At 43.2% G+C, this 22,057-nt stretch carries 12 protein-coding genes; 2 read left to right on the top strand and 10 right to left on the bottom strand.

Annotated elements, in window-relative coordinates:
* Positions 1-28: 28 nt before the first annotated feature.
* From PSM36_RS12780 to PSM36_RS12765, 4 genes are all read right to left on the bottom strand, one after another.
* Positions 29-3,196 carry a SusC/RagA family TonB-linked outer membrane protein gene (locus tag PSM36_RS12780; protein WP_076931254.1) on the bottom strand — a complete coding sequence of 1,056 codons (3,168 nt, stop codon included), beginning with the start codon at positions 3,194-3,196 and terminating at the stop codon, positions 29-31.
* 315 nt (positions 3,197-3,511) lie between these two features.
* Complete coding sequence (gene lacZ4, locus PSM36_RS12775; RefSeq protein WP_076931253.1) at positions 3,512-5,545, bottom strand: beta-glucuronidase LacZ4; 2,034 nt, start codon at positions 5,543-5,545, stop codon at positions 3,512-3,514.
* Positions 5,546-5,670: 125 nt separating this feature from the next.
* A complete protein-coding gene (locus PSM36_RS12770) occupies positions 5,671-9,597 on the bottom strand; it encodes a hybrid sensor histidine kinase/response regulator transcription factor (protein WP_154671026.1) in 3,927 nt (1,308 codons plus the stop codon).
* 242 nt (positions 9,598-9,839) lie between these two features.
* Positions 9,840-11,012 carry a M24 family metallopeptidase gene (locus PSM36_RS12765; RefSeq protein ID WP_076931250.1) on the bottom strand — a complete coding sequence of 391 codons (1,173 nt, stop codon included), beginning with the start codon at positions 11,010-11,012 and terminating at the stop codon, positions 9,840-9,842.
* An 83-nt stretch (positions 11,013-11,095) separates the two neighbouring features.
* Between PSM36_RS12765 and PSM36_RS12760 the strand changes: the two genes are divergently transcribed.
* Entirely contained in the window at positions 11,096-12,454 is a 1,359-nt protein-coding gene (locus PSM36_RS12760; protein WP_076932250.1) for a sigma-54-dependent transcriptional regulator, read from the top strand.
* 28 nt (positions 12,455-12,482) lie between these two features.
* Here the strand turns inward: PSM36_RS12760 and PSM36_RS12755 are convergent, their stop codons facing one another.
* Positions 12,483-15,029, bottom strand: a complete 2,547-nt coding sequence (locus PSM36_RS12755; protein ID WP_076931248.1) for a hybrid sensor histidine kinase/response regulator — start codon at positions 15,027-15,029, stop codon at positions 12,483-12,485.
* A 616-nt stretch (positions 15,030-15,645) separates the two neighbouring features.
* On the opposite strand from PSM36_RS12755, the gene PSM36_RS12750 reads away from it, so the two are divergent.
* Complete coding sequence (locus PSM36_RS12750) at positions 15,646-16,245, top strand: hypothetical protein (protein ID WP_076931247.1); 600 nt, start codon at positions 15,646-15,648, stop codon at positions 16,243-16,245.
* Positions 16,246-16,358: 113 nt separating this feature from the next.
* Here PSM36_RS12750 and PSM36_RS12745 read toward each other — a convergent pair whose 3' ends face one another.
* The 5 genes from PSM36_RS12745 to PSM36_RS12725 form a co-directional block, all read right to left on the bottom strand.
* Positions 16,359-17,111 carry a shikimate dehydrogenase family protein gene (locus tag PSM36_RS12745; RefSeq protein ID WP_076931245.1) on the bottom strand — a complete coding sequence of 251 codons (753 nt, stop codon included), beginning with the start codon at positions 17,109-17,111 and terminating at the stop codon, positions 16,359-16,361.
* Positions 17,112-17,173: 62 nt separating this feature from the next.
* Positions 17,174-17,929, bottom strand: coding sequence for a bifunctional demethylmenaquinone methyltransferase/2-methoxy-6-polyprenyl-1,4-benzoquinol methylase UbiE (gene ubiE, locus PSM36_RS12740; RefSeq protein ID WP_076931244.1), 756 nt, complete (start codon positions 17,927-17,929; stop codon positions 17,174-17,176).
* Between the two features lie 36 nt (positions 17,930-17,965).
* Positions 17,966-18,910, bottom strand: a complete 945-nt coding sequence (locus PSM36_RS12735; RefSeq protein WP_076931243.1) for a phosphoribosylaminoimidazolesuccinocarboxamide synthase — start codon at positions 18,908-18,910, stop codon at positions 17,966-17,968.
* A 201-nt stretch (positions 18,911-19,111) separates the two neighbouring features.
* Positions 19,112-20,047 (bottom strand): PhoH family protein, encoded by a 936-nt coding sequence (locus PSM36_RS12730; protein WP_076931241.1) that lies wholly within the window; start codon positions 20,045-20,047, stop codon positions 19,112-19,114.
* Entirely contained in the window at positions 20,044-21,972 is a 1,929-nt protein-coding gene (locus PSM36_RS12725; RefSeq protein ID WP_076931240.1) for an amidophosphoribosyltransferase, read from the bottom strand. The genes PSM36_RS12730 and PSM36_RS12725 overlap by 4 nt, the downstream gene beginning before the upstream one ends.
* Positions 21,973-22,057: the final 85 nt, after the last annotated feature.

Raw genomic sequence — 22,057 nt, 5'->3', positions numbered from 1 at the left:
TTTTTCTGTTTTTGATATTGTTAACGAATTAGAAAGTTACATTTAAACCAAATACAACTTCACGCATAGTGGGATAAGTGACCCCACTGATTTCAGGATCATATCCTTTCCAGTTGGTAAAAGTGAAGAAGTTTTCCAAACTGGTATAAACCCTTACTCTTTCCATCAATGCTTTCTGAGATATATGTTTAGGCAATGTGTATCCCAATTGGATGTTACGGATTTTCAGATAGTCTTTGTTTGCCACCCACAATGTTGACCCACGTTCATTTCTGGTATCACTGTAATCCAGTAATCTGGGATATTTTGCAGGTGTTTCACGACCTTCATACCATCTGTTATCGATCACATCTTTATTCAATTGGTATCCTACCCGTACTGTAGAACGGTAAAGATTACTGTGATATACATCTTTTAATCCGGCTTGTCCTTGCAGCAACATAGAGAAATCAATTCCTCTCCATTCCGCTCCTAAACTCATACCGAAAGTCCATTTCGGACTGTTTCCATGACCGACTGCTACCCTGTCGTTATCACTTAACACACCATCTCCGTCTGTGTCCTTATAGAGTATATCACCCTTTTGAGGCCTTCCCCATGGAAATACTGTTTTTCCTGCAGGAGCATTGTCTACCATGGATTGTACATAAGCCAGGTCTTCATCTGTAGTAATAAGACGATCCACTTCAAGGATGTATAAGGTCCTGATGGGATATCCTTCCTGAATCATTCTGCTACCATCAATGGATCTGTCATCTCCTTTGAATTTTTCTACTTTATTGTTTATATGAGTTACGTTAAACCCTACATTGTAGTTGAAATCTTTTCCTAAACGGTCGTTCCAGGTGACAGCAACTTCAACACCCTTGTTGCTGACTTCGGCCGCATTTTGGCGTGGCAACGAAGCATTTCCGTGGACGCGCGGTGCCGGTAAATCAATAAGAATGTCTCTGGTATATTTGTTGAACCACTCTGCAGTAACCGATAAACGATTCCTCAATGCATTGAAATCAACACCAATATTGGTCATGGATACAGTTTCCCATGTCAGATTGGCGTTGGCTAATGCAGTCTGGGAAAGTCCCATTATAACCGTGCGACCCAGGACATAGTTTGATTGTGCATAAGTAGATTGAGCGGAGTAATTACCATCTAAATCCTTGTTTGTTCCTAAGGCATTATTTCCTAGAGTACCATATGAAGCACGGATTTTCAGGTTATCCAACCAGTCTGTATTTCTCAGGAAATTCTCTTCTGAAATACGCCATGCCGCAGAGAAAGAGGGAAATACTCCCCACCGGTTATTTCCTAAGAAACGTGATGAACCGTCACGACGTAAATTGGCTTCGAAAAGATATTTATCCTCCCATGATAAATTTACACGGCCAAAGTATGATTGCATCGCCCACTCAGTAGCATTACCGCTTGAAGAGGATTCTCCGATGGCTCCGTCTATAACCCACAATGAAGGATCGAGCAGGTCATTACGGGTTACCTGGTGGTATCCGCGGTGGAATTGCTCCTGGCTTGCTCCCAACAATACCGTAAGCCCGAGTTTATCATTAGCTAGCTTAGTGTCGTAGAGGGCCGTGATATCTCCCAGATTTCTGAGCCTTTTTTCTTCCCGGTTCATGATGCTGGTCTGTCCCTTTCCATCGGTATGCAATGCTCCGGTCTGGAAATTCCACATCGGTACAAAAACCGGCTTGCTTGTTTTGGCTTCCTCCCAGTATTCAAAGGAGTAAGAGCCCTGTATTGTCAGTCCTTTGAACGGAGTCAATACTCCATAGAACCGCGATCTGAAATTGTAAGTATCAATATCACCTGCCCGGTTCCTTAACCGTAGATAAGGGTTATTGGTGGCATTCTGAGGGTCGTCCTCCACATTCGCGTTAATACCTAACCGATTCTGATCATCCAAAAGAGGTATCCCCGGGTTACCTCCACTCATCGCATAGGTGTAAATATCATTGATGGCGTCACTGATAATCGGGGTAGTGGAGTAATATCCATTCACATTCGTTCCGATTTTCAGAAAATCTTTTATTTGTGCGTCGATATTTGTACGCAAAGAATAACGTTCATATCCTGTATTTTCCAAAATACCGGGATTGTTCAGATAATTGAAAGAGGTGAAGAATGTCAGTTTGTCGGTTCCCCCCGAAGCCGAAATGTTATGCTGTTGTGCAATTCCGGTTTGGTATACGTCAAAAATATCCGTATTGGGATATTTTGTCTTGTCGGCATCATTCTCATGGTCCCTCCATGTTTTAATAATTGCATCGGAGAATTGACGGGGTTTATTACTGTTTAACAACCCTTCATTCAGATACTCCATGTAATCTGCATAATTTGTGACCAGATCAAAAGGTTTATTCAATGTTTCAAAAGAAACGTATCCATTATAGTCTAAACGCATATGGCCGGCAGAACCTTTCTTTGTCGTTATAAGAATAACCCCGTTGGCTGCCCTTGATCCGTAGATGGCAGATGAAGCGGCATCTTTTAAAATTGAAATTGAAGCAATATCCTGGGGATTGACACTGCTCATATTACTTTCCACGCCATCCACAATAACCAGGGGGGATGAGTTATTCAATGTCCCTTGTCCACGAACTTGAATTGTTGCATCCCCTGCATTGGAAGGCCTATTATTGCCGGAATTAACATAAACCCCGGGAGCTGTTCCGTAGAGAGCAGTGGAAACGTTGGAAATAGGCCTTTTTTCTGCCATATCTTCAATATTAACTGAAGCAACAGATCCGGAAAGGTTAACCTTCTTTTGAGTACCGTATCCTACTACGACCACTTCTTCCAACGCCTGGGTATCTTCCTGCAAAGTAATATTCACTGTTGTTCTACCTGCAGTATTGACCTCCTGAGTCAGATAACCGATATAGGAAATCTGAAGAACGGCATTCTCTGCGACACTTAAAGAATAATTCCCGTCAATGTCGGTTACCGTACCGTTTGTCGTGCCTTTTTCTATAATGTTAACGCCAATAAGAGGTTCATTGTAGCTATCCACAATAACCCCCGTAACCTGTTTTTTCTGTTGTTGAACGGCGGATGACTCTCCGTCACTCAATACTCCGCTTGCATAACTGTTATGCATGCTTAACAATAAAAAAACAGAAACAAATGTAATGGTGAAGAATAATTTTATCCTACCCCTTGATAGATTACTGATTTTCATATAAATGCATGTTTTTAGGTTGAAAAATGTTTTTAACTTTTAATTTTTTTGAATTTGTACATTAGGTATTCTATATAAATCACAGGATTATAGACTAAGCCCTCATATTTTTGGGTAGGGCAAAAGCCGCGAATTTATAATAATATATTAATTGTGTAATTTTTAGTTTTTAACTTTATTCGGATTGAAATTTATTTTTTTGTAAAATATGTTGCAAACATACCCTATTTGAGGAGTGTGGATGTGCACAAATTGTCTTTTTAACTTGTATCAATCGTCCAGCATGGACACTTTAACTATATCGAAACCATAAATTTATTGAAGGAACCATTCTGTAAAATCTGTGTAAAGGTGTTTTGCGGAGTCTGCTTTTACTTCTATATTGTTCCTGCCTTTCTCCAGTGAGATATTCTCCCAGATAATTGTGGCGTAAGTATTGGCTTTTTGTTTCCCCATGCTTTTGCCGTTTATCCATAATTCAGCTTCAGGGAGATTCGTGAAAACAGTTACGGTTGTTTTGGTATTTGTCCGGTTAGTATGGCGGCGATCTGCAATATATACGAACGGTTCTTCTTTATTCCAGTTGGCTTTATAGAAGAAGAAAGCGTCTTTCTTGACTTTCCGGTCGAAAGTAACCAATCCCTTGTCATTGATTCCCGGCCGGTCACCCTCGGTACGATGGGCTGCTCCGAAATCAAACAGGTTCCATATAAATGACCCCCAGATGAAGGGGCGTTCATTGATCGCTTTCCAGTTGCCTATGTGATAGGCTGTCTGCCAGTTCTCGGGATGCCACCATCCGGAGGCTGATCCTGCTTTTACTTCTTCCTGTTGATGATAAATGCTGGCACCTGCACCATATTCACTGATAGCAATTTTGTATTCCGGGAAATTGCCGTGGATACGGTCGCCCCATATGGCCATATCGGAAAAACTGCCTCCATACCATCCATAATATTTATTCCACCCTACTAGGTCGCTTTGTCTGTTCAAGTTATTATCGTCGCCCAGGAAACTGGCGGCTACTGTGGGACGTGTAGGGTCTTCCTTATGCGCCAGGGCGTTTAGTTCTGCGACATACTCTTCGGGGTTGTCGCCTTCGGTTTTCAATTCGTTATACAATCCCCACATGCAAATAGAGGGGTGGTTATAGTGTTGCCTGATGAGTTCGATTAATTGCTCTTTGCCATTTTCCCTGAAAGAGGGTTGATTCACATATCCCTGCTCGGCATAGCCTCCGGGGCCAATAAAAGGTATTTCTGCCCAGACAATCAGTCCGTTCTTGTCTGCCAGGTCATAAAAATAGGTGGCTTGCGGATAGTGGGCTAAGCGCATAGCATTCGTCCCCATCTCCAGAATAATCTCCATATCCTCGTCGTGATGCATCGGATGGAGTGCATTTCCTACCTCAGCCCTGTCCTGGTGGCGGCAGATACCTTTCAACTTGATATGTTCACCGTTGAGGAAGAATCCTTTATCAGCATCTACATGGTAGTAGCGTAATCCAAGGGATTGGGTAACTTTGTCTTTTACTTCACCGTTCATAGATAAAACTATTTCTGCCCTGTAGCTGAAAGGATCCTGCTTTCCATTCCAGAGGCGCGGTTTATTGATTGAGAAACTGATTTCTTCCTGTAAATTTTCTCCCTGTTGAAGTTGAATTTCTTTCTGTTTCGTTAGGATATTTTTAATGCCGTCGTATATATTCAATGTCAAAGTGGCATTCTGCGCATTGGCATAATTGCTCAACTTTATACGGGCTGTTACATCAGCACTCTCTTTTGATACCTTATCCTGTATCAGATACACGCCCGGTGAAGCATAGTCGGTCAGTGAAATATGTTGTTCTTCGGTAATGATGAAGTACACATCACGGTAAATTCCGCCGTAAAAATTGAAATCTCCGACCAACGGCATGATATCGAGCTGGAGTGCATTATTTACGCGAACAAGTATTTCGTTCTCTTTCCCGTAATCCACATATTCGGTGATATCAAATACAAAAGCACCATAGCCTCCCCTATGTTCTCCCACATGATTTTGGTTGATAAAAAGATTGGTGACTGTATTAGCCCCTTCAAAGCGGAGGTAAAGGCGCTTCCCTTTCAGTTCTTCGCCTATTGAAAGTTTTTTTCGGTAGTTGCCAACTCCACGATGATAGTCTTGCTTACCTGACAATGCATCCTGCGCGTTCCATGTGTGAGGAAGGTCTACCCTTCGTTCTGAGTCTTTCTGCACCTGCCACGAAAAGCGAAACTGCCAGTCATCGTTTATACGGATTTCTCTCCGTGATGCTTCCGCTGTAATCGTGCACAAAAAAGCAAATAATAAAATAGCGAATCCCTTCATAGTATATCCAAATTTTAAACAAAATTAGAGAGGATACTATAGAAAGGGTGTATAGATCATCCAAAAAAGTAGCACAGATTGTCCCGGTACGGGTTTTTAATATAAGTGGGAAGGAGGCTAAATGGTTAAGCTTGTTTTTTCCTGTATTGTGCGGGAGAAACACCGTATTTGGTCTTGAAAACCCTACTGAAATAAACCGAAGAGCCAAATCCCAGTTGTTCGGCGATCTCTGTAACTTGTAACTCCTGATGTTCACACAATAAAATGGCGGCACGTTTAAGGCGTTGGTTCCGGATGAACTCATTCGGAGTCATGCCTGTTAACGCCTTGAATTTGGAGAAAAGGGAGCTGCGGCTTAATCCGGCATCCGTAGCTAATCTGTCCACATCAAATTCCGGATCGTCGAGATGTTCGTCGATTGCTTGATTAATCCGTTTTAGTAAGTTTTGATCCAGTGAATTGAGTGCCAGTGAGGACAAGTCGAAGTCAGGTTGTTCGCTCAATCTGCGCTGCATCAGCAGCCGGTTCCGGATAATATTATTACATCGGATCAAAAGCATTTTTGAATGAAAAGGTTTTCCTATATAATCATCCGCTCCTTGTTGTAACCCTTCTATGTTTTGTTCGACACTATCCAGGGCGGTAAGCAATATCACAGGGATATGGCTCAGGTCGATATTGTTTTTGATATGCATGCACATTTCTGTTCCGGTCATTCGGGGCATCATGACATCGCTTACTATCAGATCGGGCTTTTCTTTCATGGCTATTTCCAACCCCTCTTTTCCATCATGGGCTTGTAGTACCCTGTAAAGAGGAGTGAAAAGGGTACGGAGCATCTGGAGCAGTTCCTCATTATCTTCGACAAGCAATACCGTATATTTCTTTCCTTCCTCTGTTTCCGGAAAGGTTTTGGCCATTTTCTCGTAATCTTCCTCCGTAAGTAATTCAGGCAATGCTCCTTCTTTCATTGTGGGTTCTTCCGGGTGATCCAATACCACTGTTTTGCCGTCTTTTTCGAAATGAGCTTTTCCTTTTAGCAACTTCACACTGAATATGGTGCCGTAATCGCGTTCACTTTGCACTGTGATCTCTCCGTGATGTAGTTGTATGATGTTCTGACTCAGGGCTAGCCCGATTCCGGTTCCCGGATTTGAACCTGAAGATGAGATACCGTTCTCGGCCTGATAGAAAAGATCAAAAACTCTCCGGGACTCTTCCGGCGATAGTCCGATCCCATTATCAATCACCTGAACTGTGACTGTTTCTTCCTCCTCTTTTATTACCAGGTCTACAGACCCTGCTTCCCGGACGTATTTAAACGCATTGGAAATTAAATTGAAGAACACTTTCTGCAATTGATATGCATCAAACCAAAGGAATAGTTCATTACTTGAAGTGGATATATGATAACTGATTTGTTTCTGCGCAGCCAATTCACGGAATGACAGATAGACATCTTTCAGGAAAGGGATGAGGTTCTGCTCAGAAACACGTAATGAGACAAAGTGCTGCTCTAATTTCCGGAATTCCAGTAATTCACTGATGAGTCCCCGCATACGGTTCGCATTTTTGCTGATTTTCAGAATCTTATTATATACTGTGGGAGATAAGGATGTGCTTTGAAAAAGAAGGTCTATCTGGCTGATTATAAGGGTTAATGGTACCCTGAATTCATGGCTGATATTGGTGAAGAAACGCAGTTTGGCCTGTGTAAGTTTTTCGTTGCGCTCTTTTTCCTGCTTCTCTTTTTCTAACGACAACGCCAAAGCGCGGCGTGAATTACGTGTATGGACAATAAATGCAAGCACTGAGAAAGTAACCAGCATATAGGCTATCCATGCCCACACCGTGTTATACCATGGTTGTGAAATATGGATATACAAAGATATTTCCTGTACGGGCGGAGCATCGAAAGACGATTCTTTTTCCCGCACAATGAGCCGGTAAGAACCGGGGTTAAGGTTTGTATAATAGATGCTGTTGAGATTAGTCGGGTTCCATCCGGCATCAAACCCTTCCAGCATGTATTCATATTCATTGTTGCGCTGAATGTTCACGTAGTTGGTTGAAGCAAAATTAATAACAATGTTATTCTGGTCGTATGCCAGATCGATCTTATCCGTAAAAGGCAGTGCCTGAGATAAAACATGTGAATTGTCCCCCGGGGTAAGTTGTTCGTTATGAACATAGATATCGGAAAAATAAAGAGTATATTCCTTTTTGGGCAGGTCAAGTTCCGCCTCCTTAAAAGAGGTAAGCCCGTCTGCGCCTCCTATGAATATCTCGTCATCACTGCATATTAAGACCCCGCATCCCTCGGTAATAGAGGTAATGGGAAGGGGTACTCCCAATCTGACGAACCGGGAAGTTTCCTGTTGCGGATTAAAAAATGTGACACCTTTATCCCCGGTTATTAACAGGGCCCCGCTTCTTGTCTGCGCTATATTATAGCAATAGTTGCTCATAAGGTGTCCGCTTGAAACGGTATAGGCCGTAAAAGTGTCATCTGCATCGTTATATCTATAAAGTCCTGATCCTCTCGTGCCAAAGTAGATACTTCCCTCGTATTCAATTATTCTGGTTACGCCGAAACGTATCCCGTGCTTGGTCAGCGAAATTTCTTTTACGTCGGAAGGGTCATTTAGATTCATTCGGGTGAGATTGCCTGAATGGGAATACCACAAATACCCTTTTGAATCGATAAAAAAGTTCACGCAATAACGTTCCAGATAGGTGAATTTTTCTGTTTTCAGATCCATCCGGAAAAGCCCGTTTCGTGCCGAAACATAAAGATTGTCATTATATATTTGCGTGTGATAGGTAATCTCGTTGGGACGTGGAGAGGTCGGATCTTGTGGCTGTTCAATGTAATGGTAGAAACGTTGCGTCGGGATATGGAATTTAGATAATCCGCCGGTATGTGTGCCAATGTACAGCATATCCCGTTTTTCATCATAACTGATACTCTTTAGATTATTATGGGGAGGCCCGTTTTGATCTTCCGATACGAAATAGTGAAAGGTTTGTTTCTTCCGGTTCAGCCAATTCAGCCCCCCGCCCTCAGTACATATCCATAGGTCCCCGTTCTTATCTTCTATCATATTTCCTACGAAAGGATAGTTCAGGCAATCGTTACGATTGGGATTATCTACGTAATGGGAAAAAATATCTCTTTCAGGATTAAAATAATTCACACCTCCGTAATATGTACCAGCCCAAATTGTTTCCTGGCGGTCAAAAAAAAGGGAAAATACGGATGAATGGCTCAATCCTCCGGGTAAATTATTACGCGTGTACAGCGAGAATTCTTCGGTATAAGGGTTGAATTTTTGTAATCCTTTGAATGTGCCGAACCATATATTTCCATGATTATCTTCTACAAACTCTCTTATCTGGTTACTTGCAATGCGGGTTTCTAAGGGGTTATCCTCCGTATAGAGGCTTGTCGTCCCGTCGGGGGCCATCCTATACAATCCCTCCATACGGGAGCCTATCCAGATGTCTTTGGTGGAACTTTCAAATATGCTGTATATATCTTTACCGGGAATAATTATTTGTGGACTAGCTCCTTTTTCCATTAGATAAAGGCCGTTATTTGCTCCCAGCCATATTTTATTTTCCGATACAACCAGTATACAAAAAACAGAGTGAATATTTGTTTTCGCCCGGAATTGGAGGGAATCTCCTTTCGGATCATACGTGAATAACGAATCTTCAACTACACTCCATATATCTCCTTTGTAAGTAGAGAGTGTCCTGACTCCATTCGTGCGAACTATATGGAATTCCTGTTTGCGGATATCGTACCGCATCAAAGCACCGTCTGTCCTGAAAAAAACGTCTCCCTCCCGGTTACTTCGGATAAAATCACATTCATTCCCGTAGAGCACTTTCATAGGGCCTCTGTTCTCTCCATTCGCCCAGGGTTTGTAAACAATGGTATTATTCCCATCATAAATGGTAATTCCCTCCCGTGTCCCAAACCACATCCGTCCTAATATATCCTGATGAATAGACATCACAGACGTCTGGGAGAGCCCTTCTCCCATCCCGATGTGTTTAAAATGTACAGGAAACGCCGGTAGGAAATGGCACAGGAAAAAAAATATAGCCAAACAGTTTTTCATCGATGACATCCAATGTTTGGCTGCAAATATAATAAGAATAATGTAAAATTGCTAATATTTGCTAAGATGCCTCTTTGGCTTTCAGTGGGTAACAGCTATACTTTAATAAGTAAACTTTTTGCAAGTTGTATAGAGATAGTCGGATATACATGCGAAAGTTGGATTTATGACAATGCAATCATCGCTTCTTCGCAGAGGGTGATCTTTTCAAAGCCCGATTCGTGTACCACGTAGGTATTCTCTATCCCCACAGCACCAATACCCGGAAGCACGAATTTAGGTTCCAGGGCAAATGCTATTCCCGGTTCCAGCACCTCTCTCGAACGTGGGGTAAGTACCGGAGGTTCGTTGATTTCCAGTCCTACGCCGTGACCAATAAACTGGGCTTGCTGTATAGTGCCCATGAAATAGGGTGCTAACCCATTTTGGTTGACTATCTCTTCTGCCAGCAAATAGAGCTCGGAACAAAGGGCTCCGGCCCGGAAGTTCTTCATGATGGCATTATGTATATCGATGGAGACCTGATGTACTTTATAGGCCATATCAGGAGTATGCTCAATTGCAAAAGTGCGGGTCATATCGTCCATCCATGGGCGGTAGTTTCCTGCCATATCTACCATGAGGGTAGTACCTGGCAGGAGTAGTGTGCCGTTAGCTCCCAGCGGTAGCAATGGAGAGATCCCTGCTCCACCCAAGGCATAATCATAGGGTGATGCTGTTTGGGCATTATCTCCGGCCAGCATGCTACCCATAAAAATATCCATATTCTCACCGAAGGAGCGGAAGATACCGACTGATCCATGGAGGCGCATCTGACGTTCTATTTCTATTTGTAGCTCCAGGTCGGTCATTCCTTCACGATATAAAGAGGGGATTAATTCATATACATAGGCGTGAATCCTAGCGCTCTCACGCATCTGCTCCAGTTCGTATTCAGATTTTACTGATCGTATTTTCCTTACTTCCCCTGAAATATTCTTAGTTTCCGGCATACCCAATGCCGCTTGTAAGCGAGTGGCCGCACTGAATGAGAGTTGATCGGCTTCGACCAGAATGCGTTTGGGTAAAGATATTCCGATTTCTCGTAACATATCGGGAATCTGTTCCGGTTTACGGATCTGTTTTGCACGTTCATCCACAATATTGGAAGGACGTTTCACAAATAAAATAGGATCCCCTTCCGGGAATAGGAACATAAATCCGTCAAAAATAAATCCACAGAGCCAGTACTGATTAACGGATGAAGTGATGATGCAGGCGTCTGCTTCCATCTCTGTGATAGTTTGTTGTACTCTTTTCAACCTCGAGTCGGCTTCATATAACGGTAATTTGTTCATATAAAATGTGGCTTTTTGACGTCAAAATTAGCTGATTTTTTTGAAAAACCACTATCTTTACACCATTACTGGTTGGGGAGGTGATGAACGGAAGAATACTGATAGTTGAAGATGATCGTTCTTTTGGGCTTATGCTTCAAAAATGGTTCGAACGGAACGGGTTTTCGGCAACACTATGTTCAGGCATGGTGTCAGCCCAGGAGGTGCTTTCTCAATCCGAACCTTTCCAGATAGTCCTTTCTGATCTGCGTTTGCCTGATGGCGACGGTATTATGTTATTGAGTTGGCTGAATGAAAAGCGTCTGGCAGTACCGGTAATTATTATGACGGGTTATGGTGAAGTCCAGACGGCTGTGTCGGCTATCAAACTGGGTGCTTTCGATTTTCTGGAAAAACCCATCAATCCCGATATCCTTACAAAAAAGATTGAAGCGGCTTTTGAAGTGAAGCAGGAGAATATCGCTCCTCCTGAGAAACCGCGACCCGAGAGAAAATATAATAAGGAGACCAGGGTGTTTGTGGAGGGACAAAGCCCGCTTTCATTGCAAATGTACACCCATATCGATTTAGTGGCACCCACCCAGATGGCGGTGATGATCGTAGGTGAGAGCGGAACCGGGAAGGAGCATGTGGCGCGTCTTATACATACCCGGAGTAACCGCTCTAGCGGTCCCTTTATCGCAGTGGATTGCGGTAGTTTGTCGATTGAATTGGCACCGAGTGAACTTTTCGGGCATAAAAAAGGATCTTTTACCTCCGCGATAGAAGATAAAACCGGCTTTTTCCGGGAAGCACATGGCGGAACTCTGTTCCTTGATGAGGTGGGTAATCTGCCTTACGGAGTGCAGATGCAGTTGCTTCGTACCTTACAGGAGAAGAGGGTGAGGCCGGTAGGCACTTCGACGGATCTAGATGTAGATGTGCGGATTATCACTGCTACTAATGAAAATCTGGAGAAGGCGATTGAAGAGGGAAATTTCAGGGAGGATCTCTACCACCGTTTGAATGAATTCATGATCAGGGTACCATCATTGCGGGAATGTGAGGAAGATATTCCATCTTATGCAGATCATTTCAGGGAAGAAGCCAATAGGGAACTTGGCCGGGAGGTGGCTGTCATTTCCCCCGATGCGCTGGCGGTGTTGAAGAACTATCACTGGCCTGGAAATCTGAGAGAATTACGAAATGTAATCCGTAGGGCTGTCCTCTTTACAAGAGGTAGCATTATCACAACCGACAGCTTACCCCTACTCACTACAAGAAAGGAAGAATCATTCCCAAAAATGGATATTTCTCTCTCGGTGGAGCCGGAGGAGGAGAAAGAACGAATACTGAGAGCACTTGAGCAGGTGAAAGGGAACAAGACCAAAGCCGCTGTCCTGCTGCAGATCGACAGGAAAACACTCTACAATAAAATGCATCAGTATAATATAGGTCTATAGAGTGAGGATCTCCTACAACGAAACAATCTTATGACAAGTAGTTATTGCTGATATCTACAGTGAATTTTCTTATTTCCTCAACTGTTTTTAATAACTCTTCTTTCCAATTGGGATAGGATGATTCGTCTTCTCCTCGCAGCCTGTCCATTTTGCGCAAAACCACACACATGTGATCGGCATCAAGCTGACTAAAGAAGGGGTAAATCCTGTGGCTTAGTTGTTGTGCTTTCTCAAAGTCGCCCTCTTCGATGTATGTTGCGAGTGTGTCCATATCTTTAGTGGCCGACCCGACAAAACCTCCCAGGATATCTTTGATGGATTCTTCATCTTCCTGAAAAAGAGCGGAAAGTTGTGGGAATTTCTCACTAAGGGCATTTCCTCCATCTGTAGAATTCATTTTTTCTAGTTGCTGGATATTTTCTCTCTTTGTATGATTTTTTTCTTCCTCTACCGGAATTTTTTTCTCCTTATCCAGGATCTTTTTTTCCTTCGACAGGATATCAGCAAGCCCACTCATCTGGATAGGTTTTCTTATTAAGCCGGAAAATCCCTCCGAAAGAGATCTCTCAGTGGAATAGTCGTCGTGGGCCGTCATTAACCATACAGGTATCCGGCTGTCTCTTTTCCTGATCTCGCGCAGGATATCCGCCCCCGTTATCTTTGTCATTTGCATATCGGTAAATACGATGTCGAATAAGGAGATTACTCTCAGAAATCCATTCACGTCATCCGGATTACTGCATAGTTTTACCTTATACCCGTTGCGGACAAGATACTCCCTGATCATATTTCCCAATGCAATATCATCTTCAAAGAGCAGTATCTTGTGGAACTGTATTTCCTTTTGTACAGAGTTGTTGCTGCCGGGTATAAGGGAGTTGCCGCCATTACCTGTCGGCGCATCTTTTCCCGATACCTGTCGTATAGGAAGGGTGATGGTGACGCAGGTTCCTTTTCCTTTCTCCGATGTCACCGCGATAGTTCCTTTTAACAAGTCTACCAATCCTTTTGTGACATACATTCCGAAGCCGCTCCCTTCTGCTTTCAATGGATTTTGCATGCGGGAAAAAGGCTTGAATATTTCAGGCAGCTCGTTGGAATCCATGCCAATACCGCTATCGGAGACAGTGAAAACCAGTTGGCCTTTATTTTGCAATCGGATAACGACACCGCCTTGGAGTGTGTACTTCACGGCGTTGGAAACTACATTGGTAAGTATCTGTTTTAGGACTGTGTAATCTGTATTGATATACAATGGGGAAGAGGCCAGATTTTCCAACTTCAGGTCCAATGATTTTTCATCCGTCAAAGGTTGGAACATGCGGGTGATATCCTCCATCAACTCAATAAGGTTGAATTGACTATAGTGCAGTTTGGCCGAATTCTGTTGCAGGCGCGAGAACTCAAGCAAATTGGTCAGCATATTCAGAATGTGTTTTCCCGAATTGCGGGCAGATTGCAGTTGCCGCTTTTTATTTTCGTCACTCTCTTCCGAATCCCACATTTCCATATATCCCATCATGGAACTCAGAGGTGTTTTGACGTCGTGCGATACGGATAACAGCAATTTGTGCCGGCTCTCGATCAATTCTTCCGTAAGTTGTTTCTCCTTTACCAGGTCCGCCCGTGCTTTTTGTCCTTTATTAAGATCGTCAATTATGAAAAAAATAATGATAAGAATAAAAAAGATGGAAAGTGCACCGACGACAATGGCAAACCGGAAAATCCGCTGGGTGAGCTTTTCGCTGTTTTCTGTTCCACTCCATGCGATCTGGATGGTTTCATTATAAAACTCATTAGTAAGTTGGGAAATGTGGAGTGAAATATTTTGTTCGGCAACCAGGAGCTCTCGCACCTCTCTCTCAATCCCCTGTATTCGGGTGAAGTAGGACTTCGATGCCTCTTCCGTTATATTTTTCAGATCGGCATACATGACGGTATCTACTCTTGAGGTTGACCTTGCTTCTTGTTCGATTCGTATAATATTGATGGTTGTATCGGGTGTGTGTTGGGGGTCAAAAACATTTCTCAGACGGTTCCAAAATCCCTTTTTCGGGGTTTCTTCTACCACCTTTGTCGTGTCGGTACTGGTAATCACTATGACAGAATCCTGGATAATTTCATCGTAACTGTTGATTTTTTGGTCGAGTTCCGTAAGAGGATTTTGAGACCTGAAGAGTCCCGTTAACCTGCGTACAATCCTGTTTTTTTCCTGTAGTAATGAATCTATATCCTGTAGCAGCACATCTTGCTCCTTCTCCGGCTTCATATTCTTTATATTCAGTATTTGTAGGGATATGTCGGATGAAATAGAATCGTATTGCTGTTGGAGTACTCGCCGGGGAGATGAGAGGTACATATTCAATACATCCTGTGCCTGTTGTATGGATACAATTAACTGATTACTCTGGGACAGGACTTTATAGGAATTGTCCATCTCCAATTTTTGGAGGTCCATATTCTTTTTAAGGGAATAAGAGTAGACGAATAATCCGGAAAAATAGAGAATGACCACAAGAAATATCAATCCTATTTTTATCCTGACTCTTTGTTCCGGTGATTTTTTTTGTTCCATTCGTCCAATTTTTAGATCCCTTACTCAGGTTTCGCAAGTCAATTGCATACATCTCGAAAGATACATACGGAACTTAAATCCCTTATAAAAGTAGTAAGGGACTGTTCCTGATACTTTATATAGATCAAAATATAGATCAAAAACAATTCAAATGTAGTGAAAACTAAGAGAAAAACCAAGTTCGTTTGAACTATTCTGTTAAGAGAGAGCAGAACGAGTTTACTCGTTTTGCCGAATGCAGAATCGAAAATCGAAGAGCTTGCGATTCAAATAGCCCGGCTCGTTGAATTTTTCCGGGACGCCTCTTAATTGTGGAAATTGTGGAATTGTATATCTTGGTTGTGGAATTTCTCCACAATTTCCACATTTTTTCCACAACAATGGTGTTTGGCATGTTTATTATATTATGCGGGTAAGATGGTTGTAATCTGTGTCTTATGATGTGTGCGTGGTTTCTTTGTATTGTTTGGTATTTGATTTGATATATAATTGTCGGCGAATAGTCGCCAAGACAACCAAAACAAACGGAATAAAAATTCAATCAATGCAGTTTTTATTTTTCTAAAAATTTATTGTTATGAAAAAGGTTATTTTATCAGTCGCAATTATTACAGGTATGCTTATTACGACAAACGTCTATAAAGCACATGCTATCCAAGAACAACCCACTGTGGCAGTAGTTTTAGACGATGATGGTTTTGTTGAAGTGCAGTTGCAGGATCTTAGCGAAGTTGTTCAGGCAGCGATCAGCGCATTTACTCAGGAATATGATATAACATCGCTTAAGTACAATGCGGAGAAGCAACTCACAAAAGTGAAACTTACGAAAAAAGATGATCAGTCTGTCAAGAAAGTTTATCTTGATGCTGAAGGAAAAGAAGTAGAAGCTCCGGCAAAGTCCGAAGAGACAGGAACAATAGAACAGGAAACTCCATCGGCTGAATTGTCGGAAGTGATGCAAGACAACGGATTTGTGAATGTTAAGTTGGAAGATTTGAATGAAAAAGTACAGGCAACTATCCGTACTATTGCCGAGACCTATGATATCACCTCTTTGAAATACAACGCAGAGCAAGCTGTCACCGAGGTGAAGGGTACCAGTAAGGCGGATCAGTCTGAAAAAGTATTCTACCTGAATAATGAAGGAGAAGAAGTAGCACCGCCAGCTTCTCAGGAACAACAACAGGAAGAAACAGAAATTCCGATGTCATTGTAAAAAACAAACAAACTACACTATCGCACCTCTATATATTTCTTAGTTAACATATTCTTCTTAATACAATGACTAAGGACGCGATCGCCCCTTTACTGAGAGAAGTAAGGGGGCGGTTATTTTTGCCATATCTCCCAGGCAGCCAGCGCCTGAAGCTCCAGCATCTCCCTGCCGTTCTTGGTCGTGGCACCCTGTGCCTTCCCTTTTTGCAGAAAAAGTGTCTCTTCGGGATTGTAGATCAGATCATACAATAAATGGCGGGACGAGAGAAGATTATAGGGTATATCGGGACAATGATCTATTTCAGGGAAGGTGCCTGCCGGGGAAGCATTTATAATAAGGGTATACTCTGAAATGATCGCTTGCGAAAGGCTGCTATAGGTAAATTTGTTATTCCCGGGAGTACGTGATACCTGTTTCCATTCGATTTGCATGTCTGTAAGCGCCTGGGCAACTGCTTTCGATGCTCCACCGGTACCCAATATCAGTGCTTTTCTGTGAGATGCCGGATCTATCAGCGGCGCAATTGACCGTTTGAATCCTATGTAATCCGTGTTATAACCGGCAAGCTTGTAATAATACATATCTCCTGGCCTCCTCTCCACTTTGATTACGTTCACAGCACCAATTTTTTGTGCTTCCGGTGAGATTTCATCCAGAAAGGGGATTACCTGTTCCTTGTAGGGAATGGTTACATTTAAACCTTTCAGTTGTTGGTTGAAAAGAAGGATATGACGGAGTTCCTGAATATCCTCGATTTCGAAATTCAAGTATTCTGCACCGATCCCCTCACGATTAAATTTCTCAGTGAAAAATTTCGCCGAGAAAGAGTGTTTCAGGGGAAAGCCAATCAAGCCGTAAGTATCCATCTGTAAACTAAAAATGGAAAATTATCAAATTAATAAATCGCGAAATTCACCTTTCCACCTTTTCACCTTTCCACATGAATAGGTTTTTCAGCCATATAAAGGGTGACGATCCCGAGCGTATACCTTCTTAACCGGATATTGGTGAAACCATTTTTTTTCAATATCAACATCATCTCTCTTCCCTGTGGGAAAGCGGCAATTGATTCGGGCAGGTAGTTGTATGCACGCTGTTCAGTAGCAAAAATCCCCGACAGAACCGGCATTACATGTTTGGTATATGTGGCATATAGTTGTTTCATCGGAGTCTCTTGTGGCGTAGTGAGTTCGATAAAGAGAAACAGGCCGCCCGGTTTCAATACACGGAGTACTTCCTGAAAGCTTTTGTCGATATCTTCGAAGTTACGTACTCCGAAAGCTATGGTGGCTGCATCAAAACTATTATCGGCAAAAGTGAGATTTGCACAGTCCTGTACTTCGAAGGTGATGATATCCTGCAATCCTTTTGCCTTAACTTTTTCTTTGCCGATATTCATCATCCCTTCGGATATGTCCACCGCCGTGATCTTCTCCGGCTGTAGTATCTTCTGTGCCAGGACCGCGAAGTCTCCCGTACCGGTGGCAATATCCAATAACTGTTTGTGGGGATATTTCCTTAGTTCTTTCAGCGCATCGCTCCGCCAATAATCATCAATCCCCAGTGACAGTGTTCCGTTCAGTTTGTCGTATTTCGGGGCGATACTATCGAACATCCGCTTTACCTGCTCCTTCTTCGGCTGGTCGGGATTATAAGGGTTTACCTTTTCTACTTTGTAAGCCATTCTTGTAGTCTTTGTAGCTGATTGGACATATAACCATTAGTGAGTTTGCAAATACTCGGTAATATTTTTTTCAATACGCGATACCAGATTGCCGGTATCGGCTTTCACAAATTTTTCGCCTACAATTTTCTCGTACAATTCTATATATCGTTCCGATACGCTCCGGCAGTATTCATCGGTCATCTCGGGTACCTGTTGTCCGGATTGTCCCTGAAATCCGTTATCCATTAGCCATTTGCGTACGAATTCTTTAGAGAGCTGTCTTTGTTCTTCGCCTTTTTCGAAACGTTCCTGATAGCCTTCACTGTAGAAATAGCGTGATGAATCGGGGGTATGGATCTCGTCGATCAGGTAGATCTTGCCTTCTTTCTTGCCAAATTCATATTTAGTGTCGACCAGGATCAGTCCTTTCTCGGCTGCCATTTCGGTGCCACGTTTGAACAGGGCATAAGTATATTTTTCCAGTTGTTCGTATTCTTCCCTGCTGACCAATCCCTGTGCGATGATCTCCTCTTTCGAGATATTCTCGTCATGTCCTTCATCAGCTTTCGTGGTAGGGGTAATCAGAGGTGTTTCGAACTTCTGGTTCTCACGTAATCCTTCGGGTAAGGGGAGGCCGCATAACATACGTGTCCCCTTTTTATACTCGCGCCATGCACTGCCGGTAATATAACCGCGGATTACCATCTCCACCTTGTAGGGTTCGCACTGATGCCCTATCGTCACCATCGGGTCGGGGGAAGCTGTTTTCCAGTTAGGCACAATATCGGCTGTGGCATCGAGGAATTTAGCTGCGATTTGGTTCAGCACCTGTCCCTTATATGGAATGCCTTTTGGCAGTACTACGTCGAATGCCGAAATACGGTCGGTGGCAATCATTACCAGTGTCTCATTACCGATGCTGTATACATCGCGTACTTTTCCGTGATACACACCCGTCTGTCCGGGAAAATTGTAATCTGTTCTTGTCAATGCATCCATATTATTTGATTTGATGATTTACTAATTTACTAATTTGATTGAACTTATAAGTCAAGAAGTCAAAGAAGTTGAGAAGTGGAGAATTTTGAATTCTGAAATCCTATATTTCAAATTGTCTTTATTCTTTGTTCTTTGCTATTTATTCTAAACAGTCCTGGTACTTGAATATTGGCTCTGATATTTCTTTTCACTTTTCATTCTTCATTCTTCACTTTTCTCATACGCCTCCACTATTTTCTGTACAAGTTTATGGCGTACAATATCTTTCTTGTTGAACTCTACCCTGCCGATACCTTTGATACCCTTCAGTACTTGCATGGAGTGGATCAATCCCGACTGCTGCGAGTGTGGCAGGTCGATCTGCGTGATATCACCTGTAATGATCATTTTGCCGTTCAATCCCAACCGTGTCAGGAACATCTTTATCTGCGGCTTGGTGGTATTCTGCGCTTCGTCAAGGATGATGACGGCATCGTTCAATGTACGTCCCCGCATAAAAGCAAGCGGGGCGATCTGTATGATTTTGCTTTCGATATACTCTTTCAGTTTCAGGGGAGGAATCATATCCTCCAGCGCATCATAGAGCGGCTGCAGATAAGGGTCGATCTTCTCTTTCATGTCCCCGGGCAGAAATCCCAGTTTTTCACCTGCTTCCACGGCGGGACGGCTCAGGATGATCTTTCGTGTCTTTTTTGTCTTGAGTGCTCTTACTGCCAGTGCGATGGCTGTGTAAGTCTTTCCCGAACCGGCCGGGCCAATGGCAAATACCATATCGTTTTCGTCGAACGCTTCTACCAGTTTCTTCTGGTTGGCAGTACGGGCTAAGATAGGCTTCCCGTTCAGGCCGTGGATAATCAGATTGTCCACATTCACGATAGCAGGCGCCTTGCCTTTTACCATATCCAGAATATCTTCTTCTCTCAGCACATTCATTTCATTACTGAACTTCTCCAACTCGTGGATCTTCTCCTCAAAACCGATAAGTTCTTCCTCCTCGCCGATCACCTTGATCACATTACCCCTAGCCACAATACGCAACTTGGGATATAGTGTCTTGATCAATTGGATATTGCTGTTGTTGATGCCGAAAAAGACAACCGGATCCACATTCTCTATGATAATGATGCGTTCAATCATTCGCTGCTCTTTGAGAAGTTTAACGAATATTGGTGGGATTTGTTCTCCTGGCCTTCGATATAATTAATAAACGCATTGTTTACAAGCCGATTCCCGCCGGGAGTCGGATAGTCGCCCGAAAAGTACCAGTCGCCACCGTGACCGGGACATGCCTTATGGAGGTCTTCAATGCTTTGGAAGACGATCTTCACTTCAGCTTTTATATCTTTGGATGTCAACATCTGTGCTATCTTGTCGGAAATCTCTTCATCGGTGAAAGGAGCGTAAATATTCTTTACATAATTCACAATATGCTCCTTCTTCATATGCCGCTGTGCTACCGATTTTTTATATGTCTCGTCGATCACATACTGCATGCCACGCTCCTTCAACAGTTCAATGGCTGCTTTGAAAGCAATGAATTCGCTCATCCTCGACATGTCTATTCCGTAGCAATCAGGGTAACGTATCTGTGGTGAAGAGGATACGATGATGATCTTTTTCGGATTGAGCCTGTCCAGTATTTTGATGATGCTCTGTTTGAGTGTAGTCCCGCGGACAATGCTGTCGTCGATAATCACCAGGCTGTCCACACCTCTTCTTAATGATCCGTAGGTCACATCATAGACGTGTGCGGCCAGGTCGTTTCTTGTATTTCCCTGTGCAATAAAGGTCCGCAATTTGATATCCTTGATCGCCACTTTCTCGGAACGTACCCGTTTGGAAAGGATTGCGTCAATCTCTTCTTTACTTAGTGAGTTTCCTTTTTCAAGGATCGTGAGCGCCTTCTTATGATTGAAATGATCCTCCAATCCCTGTAACATGCCGAAGTAAGCTACTTCTGCAGTGTTAGGAATAAAAGAGAATACCGTATTGTCGAAATCGCCATTTACGGCTTCCATGATCTTGGGAACCAGCAATTCTCCCAGTTTTTTTCGTTCCAGATAGATGTCATGGTCGGAGCCTCGTGAAAAGTAGATCCGTTCGAAAGAGCAAGGGGTGATCTTTTTCTTCTTTTCCTGTATCTGATGCAGGTTGATGGAGCCGTTGCGCTTTACAATCAGGGCTTCACCCGGGTTGAGTTCATGCACATCGTCTTTCTTCAAGTTGAATGCCGTCTGGATAACCGGACGTTCCGATGCCACTACCGCCACTTCATCGTCGTGGTAATAAAAGGCCGAGCGGATACCCCAAGGATCACGCAACACAAAAGCATCACCACAACCAATCAGGCCGCAGAGCGCATAGCCGCCGTCCCAGATTCCGGAAGCGCGTTTCAGAAGCGAAGGGATGTCGAGTTTCTCGGCTATCTGATGACTCACTTCCTGGCCGGTCATCTGTTCTTTATCCAGGTGATCGTACTGGTATTGTACTTCACGGTCCAGATAATGGCCGAGTGATTCCAGCATGACGAAAGTATCGGCGTAATCGCGCGGATGTTGTCCCTCCTGGAGGAGTTGGTGGAACATTTCATCCACATTGGTCATATTGAAATTCCCCGCTAAAGCAAGGCTCCTTGAAGCCCAGTTGTTACGGCGCAGGAGCGGATGCACGTAGCTGAGACCGCTCTTGCCGGTAGTACTGTACCGTAGATGCCCGATAAAGAGTTCCGCAGCAAAAGGAACCGATGTCTTGACAAATTCGATATCACTCAGTTGTTCTTTTGAGAATTGCTGGAATGATGTGTGTACATGGGAGAAAATTTCCGAGATGGCACTTGATCCCAGTGCCCTTTCTCTGAAGATGAACTCATTGCCGGGAGAAGCCTCCAGCTTCACAGCACCCAGTCCCGCTCCTTCCTGGCCACGGTTGTGCTGTTTCTCCATAAGCAGGTACATCTTGTCCAACCCGTATTGCCAGCTCCCATACTTATTATAATAATAATCGAGGGGTTTGAGGAGGCGGATTACCGCAATCCCACATTCGTGCTTGATAATATCAGTCATTGAAAAACCTTTCTGTAATTAAGGCACAAATTTACTCTTATTTGTGGAAATTCTACAGGTATCATAACGATAATCTTATCAAAAA

The sequence above is a fragment of the Proteiniphilum saccharofermentans genome (genome assembly GCF_900095135.1).
GTDB lineage: Bacteria > Bacteroidota > Bacteroidia > Bacteroidales > Dysgonomonadaceae > Proteiniphilum > Proteiniphilum saccharofermentans.
This window is presented reverse-complemented; position numbering and strand designations above follow the sequence as displayed.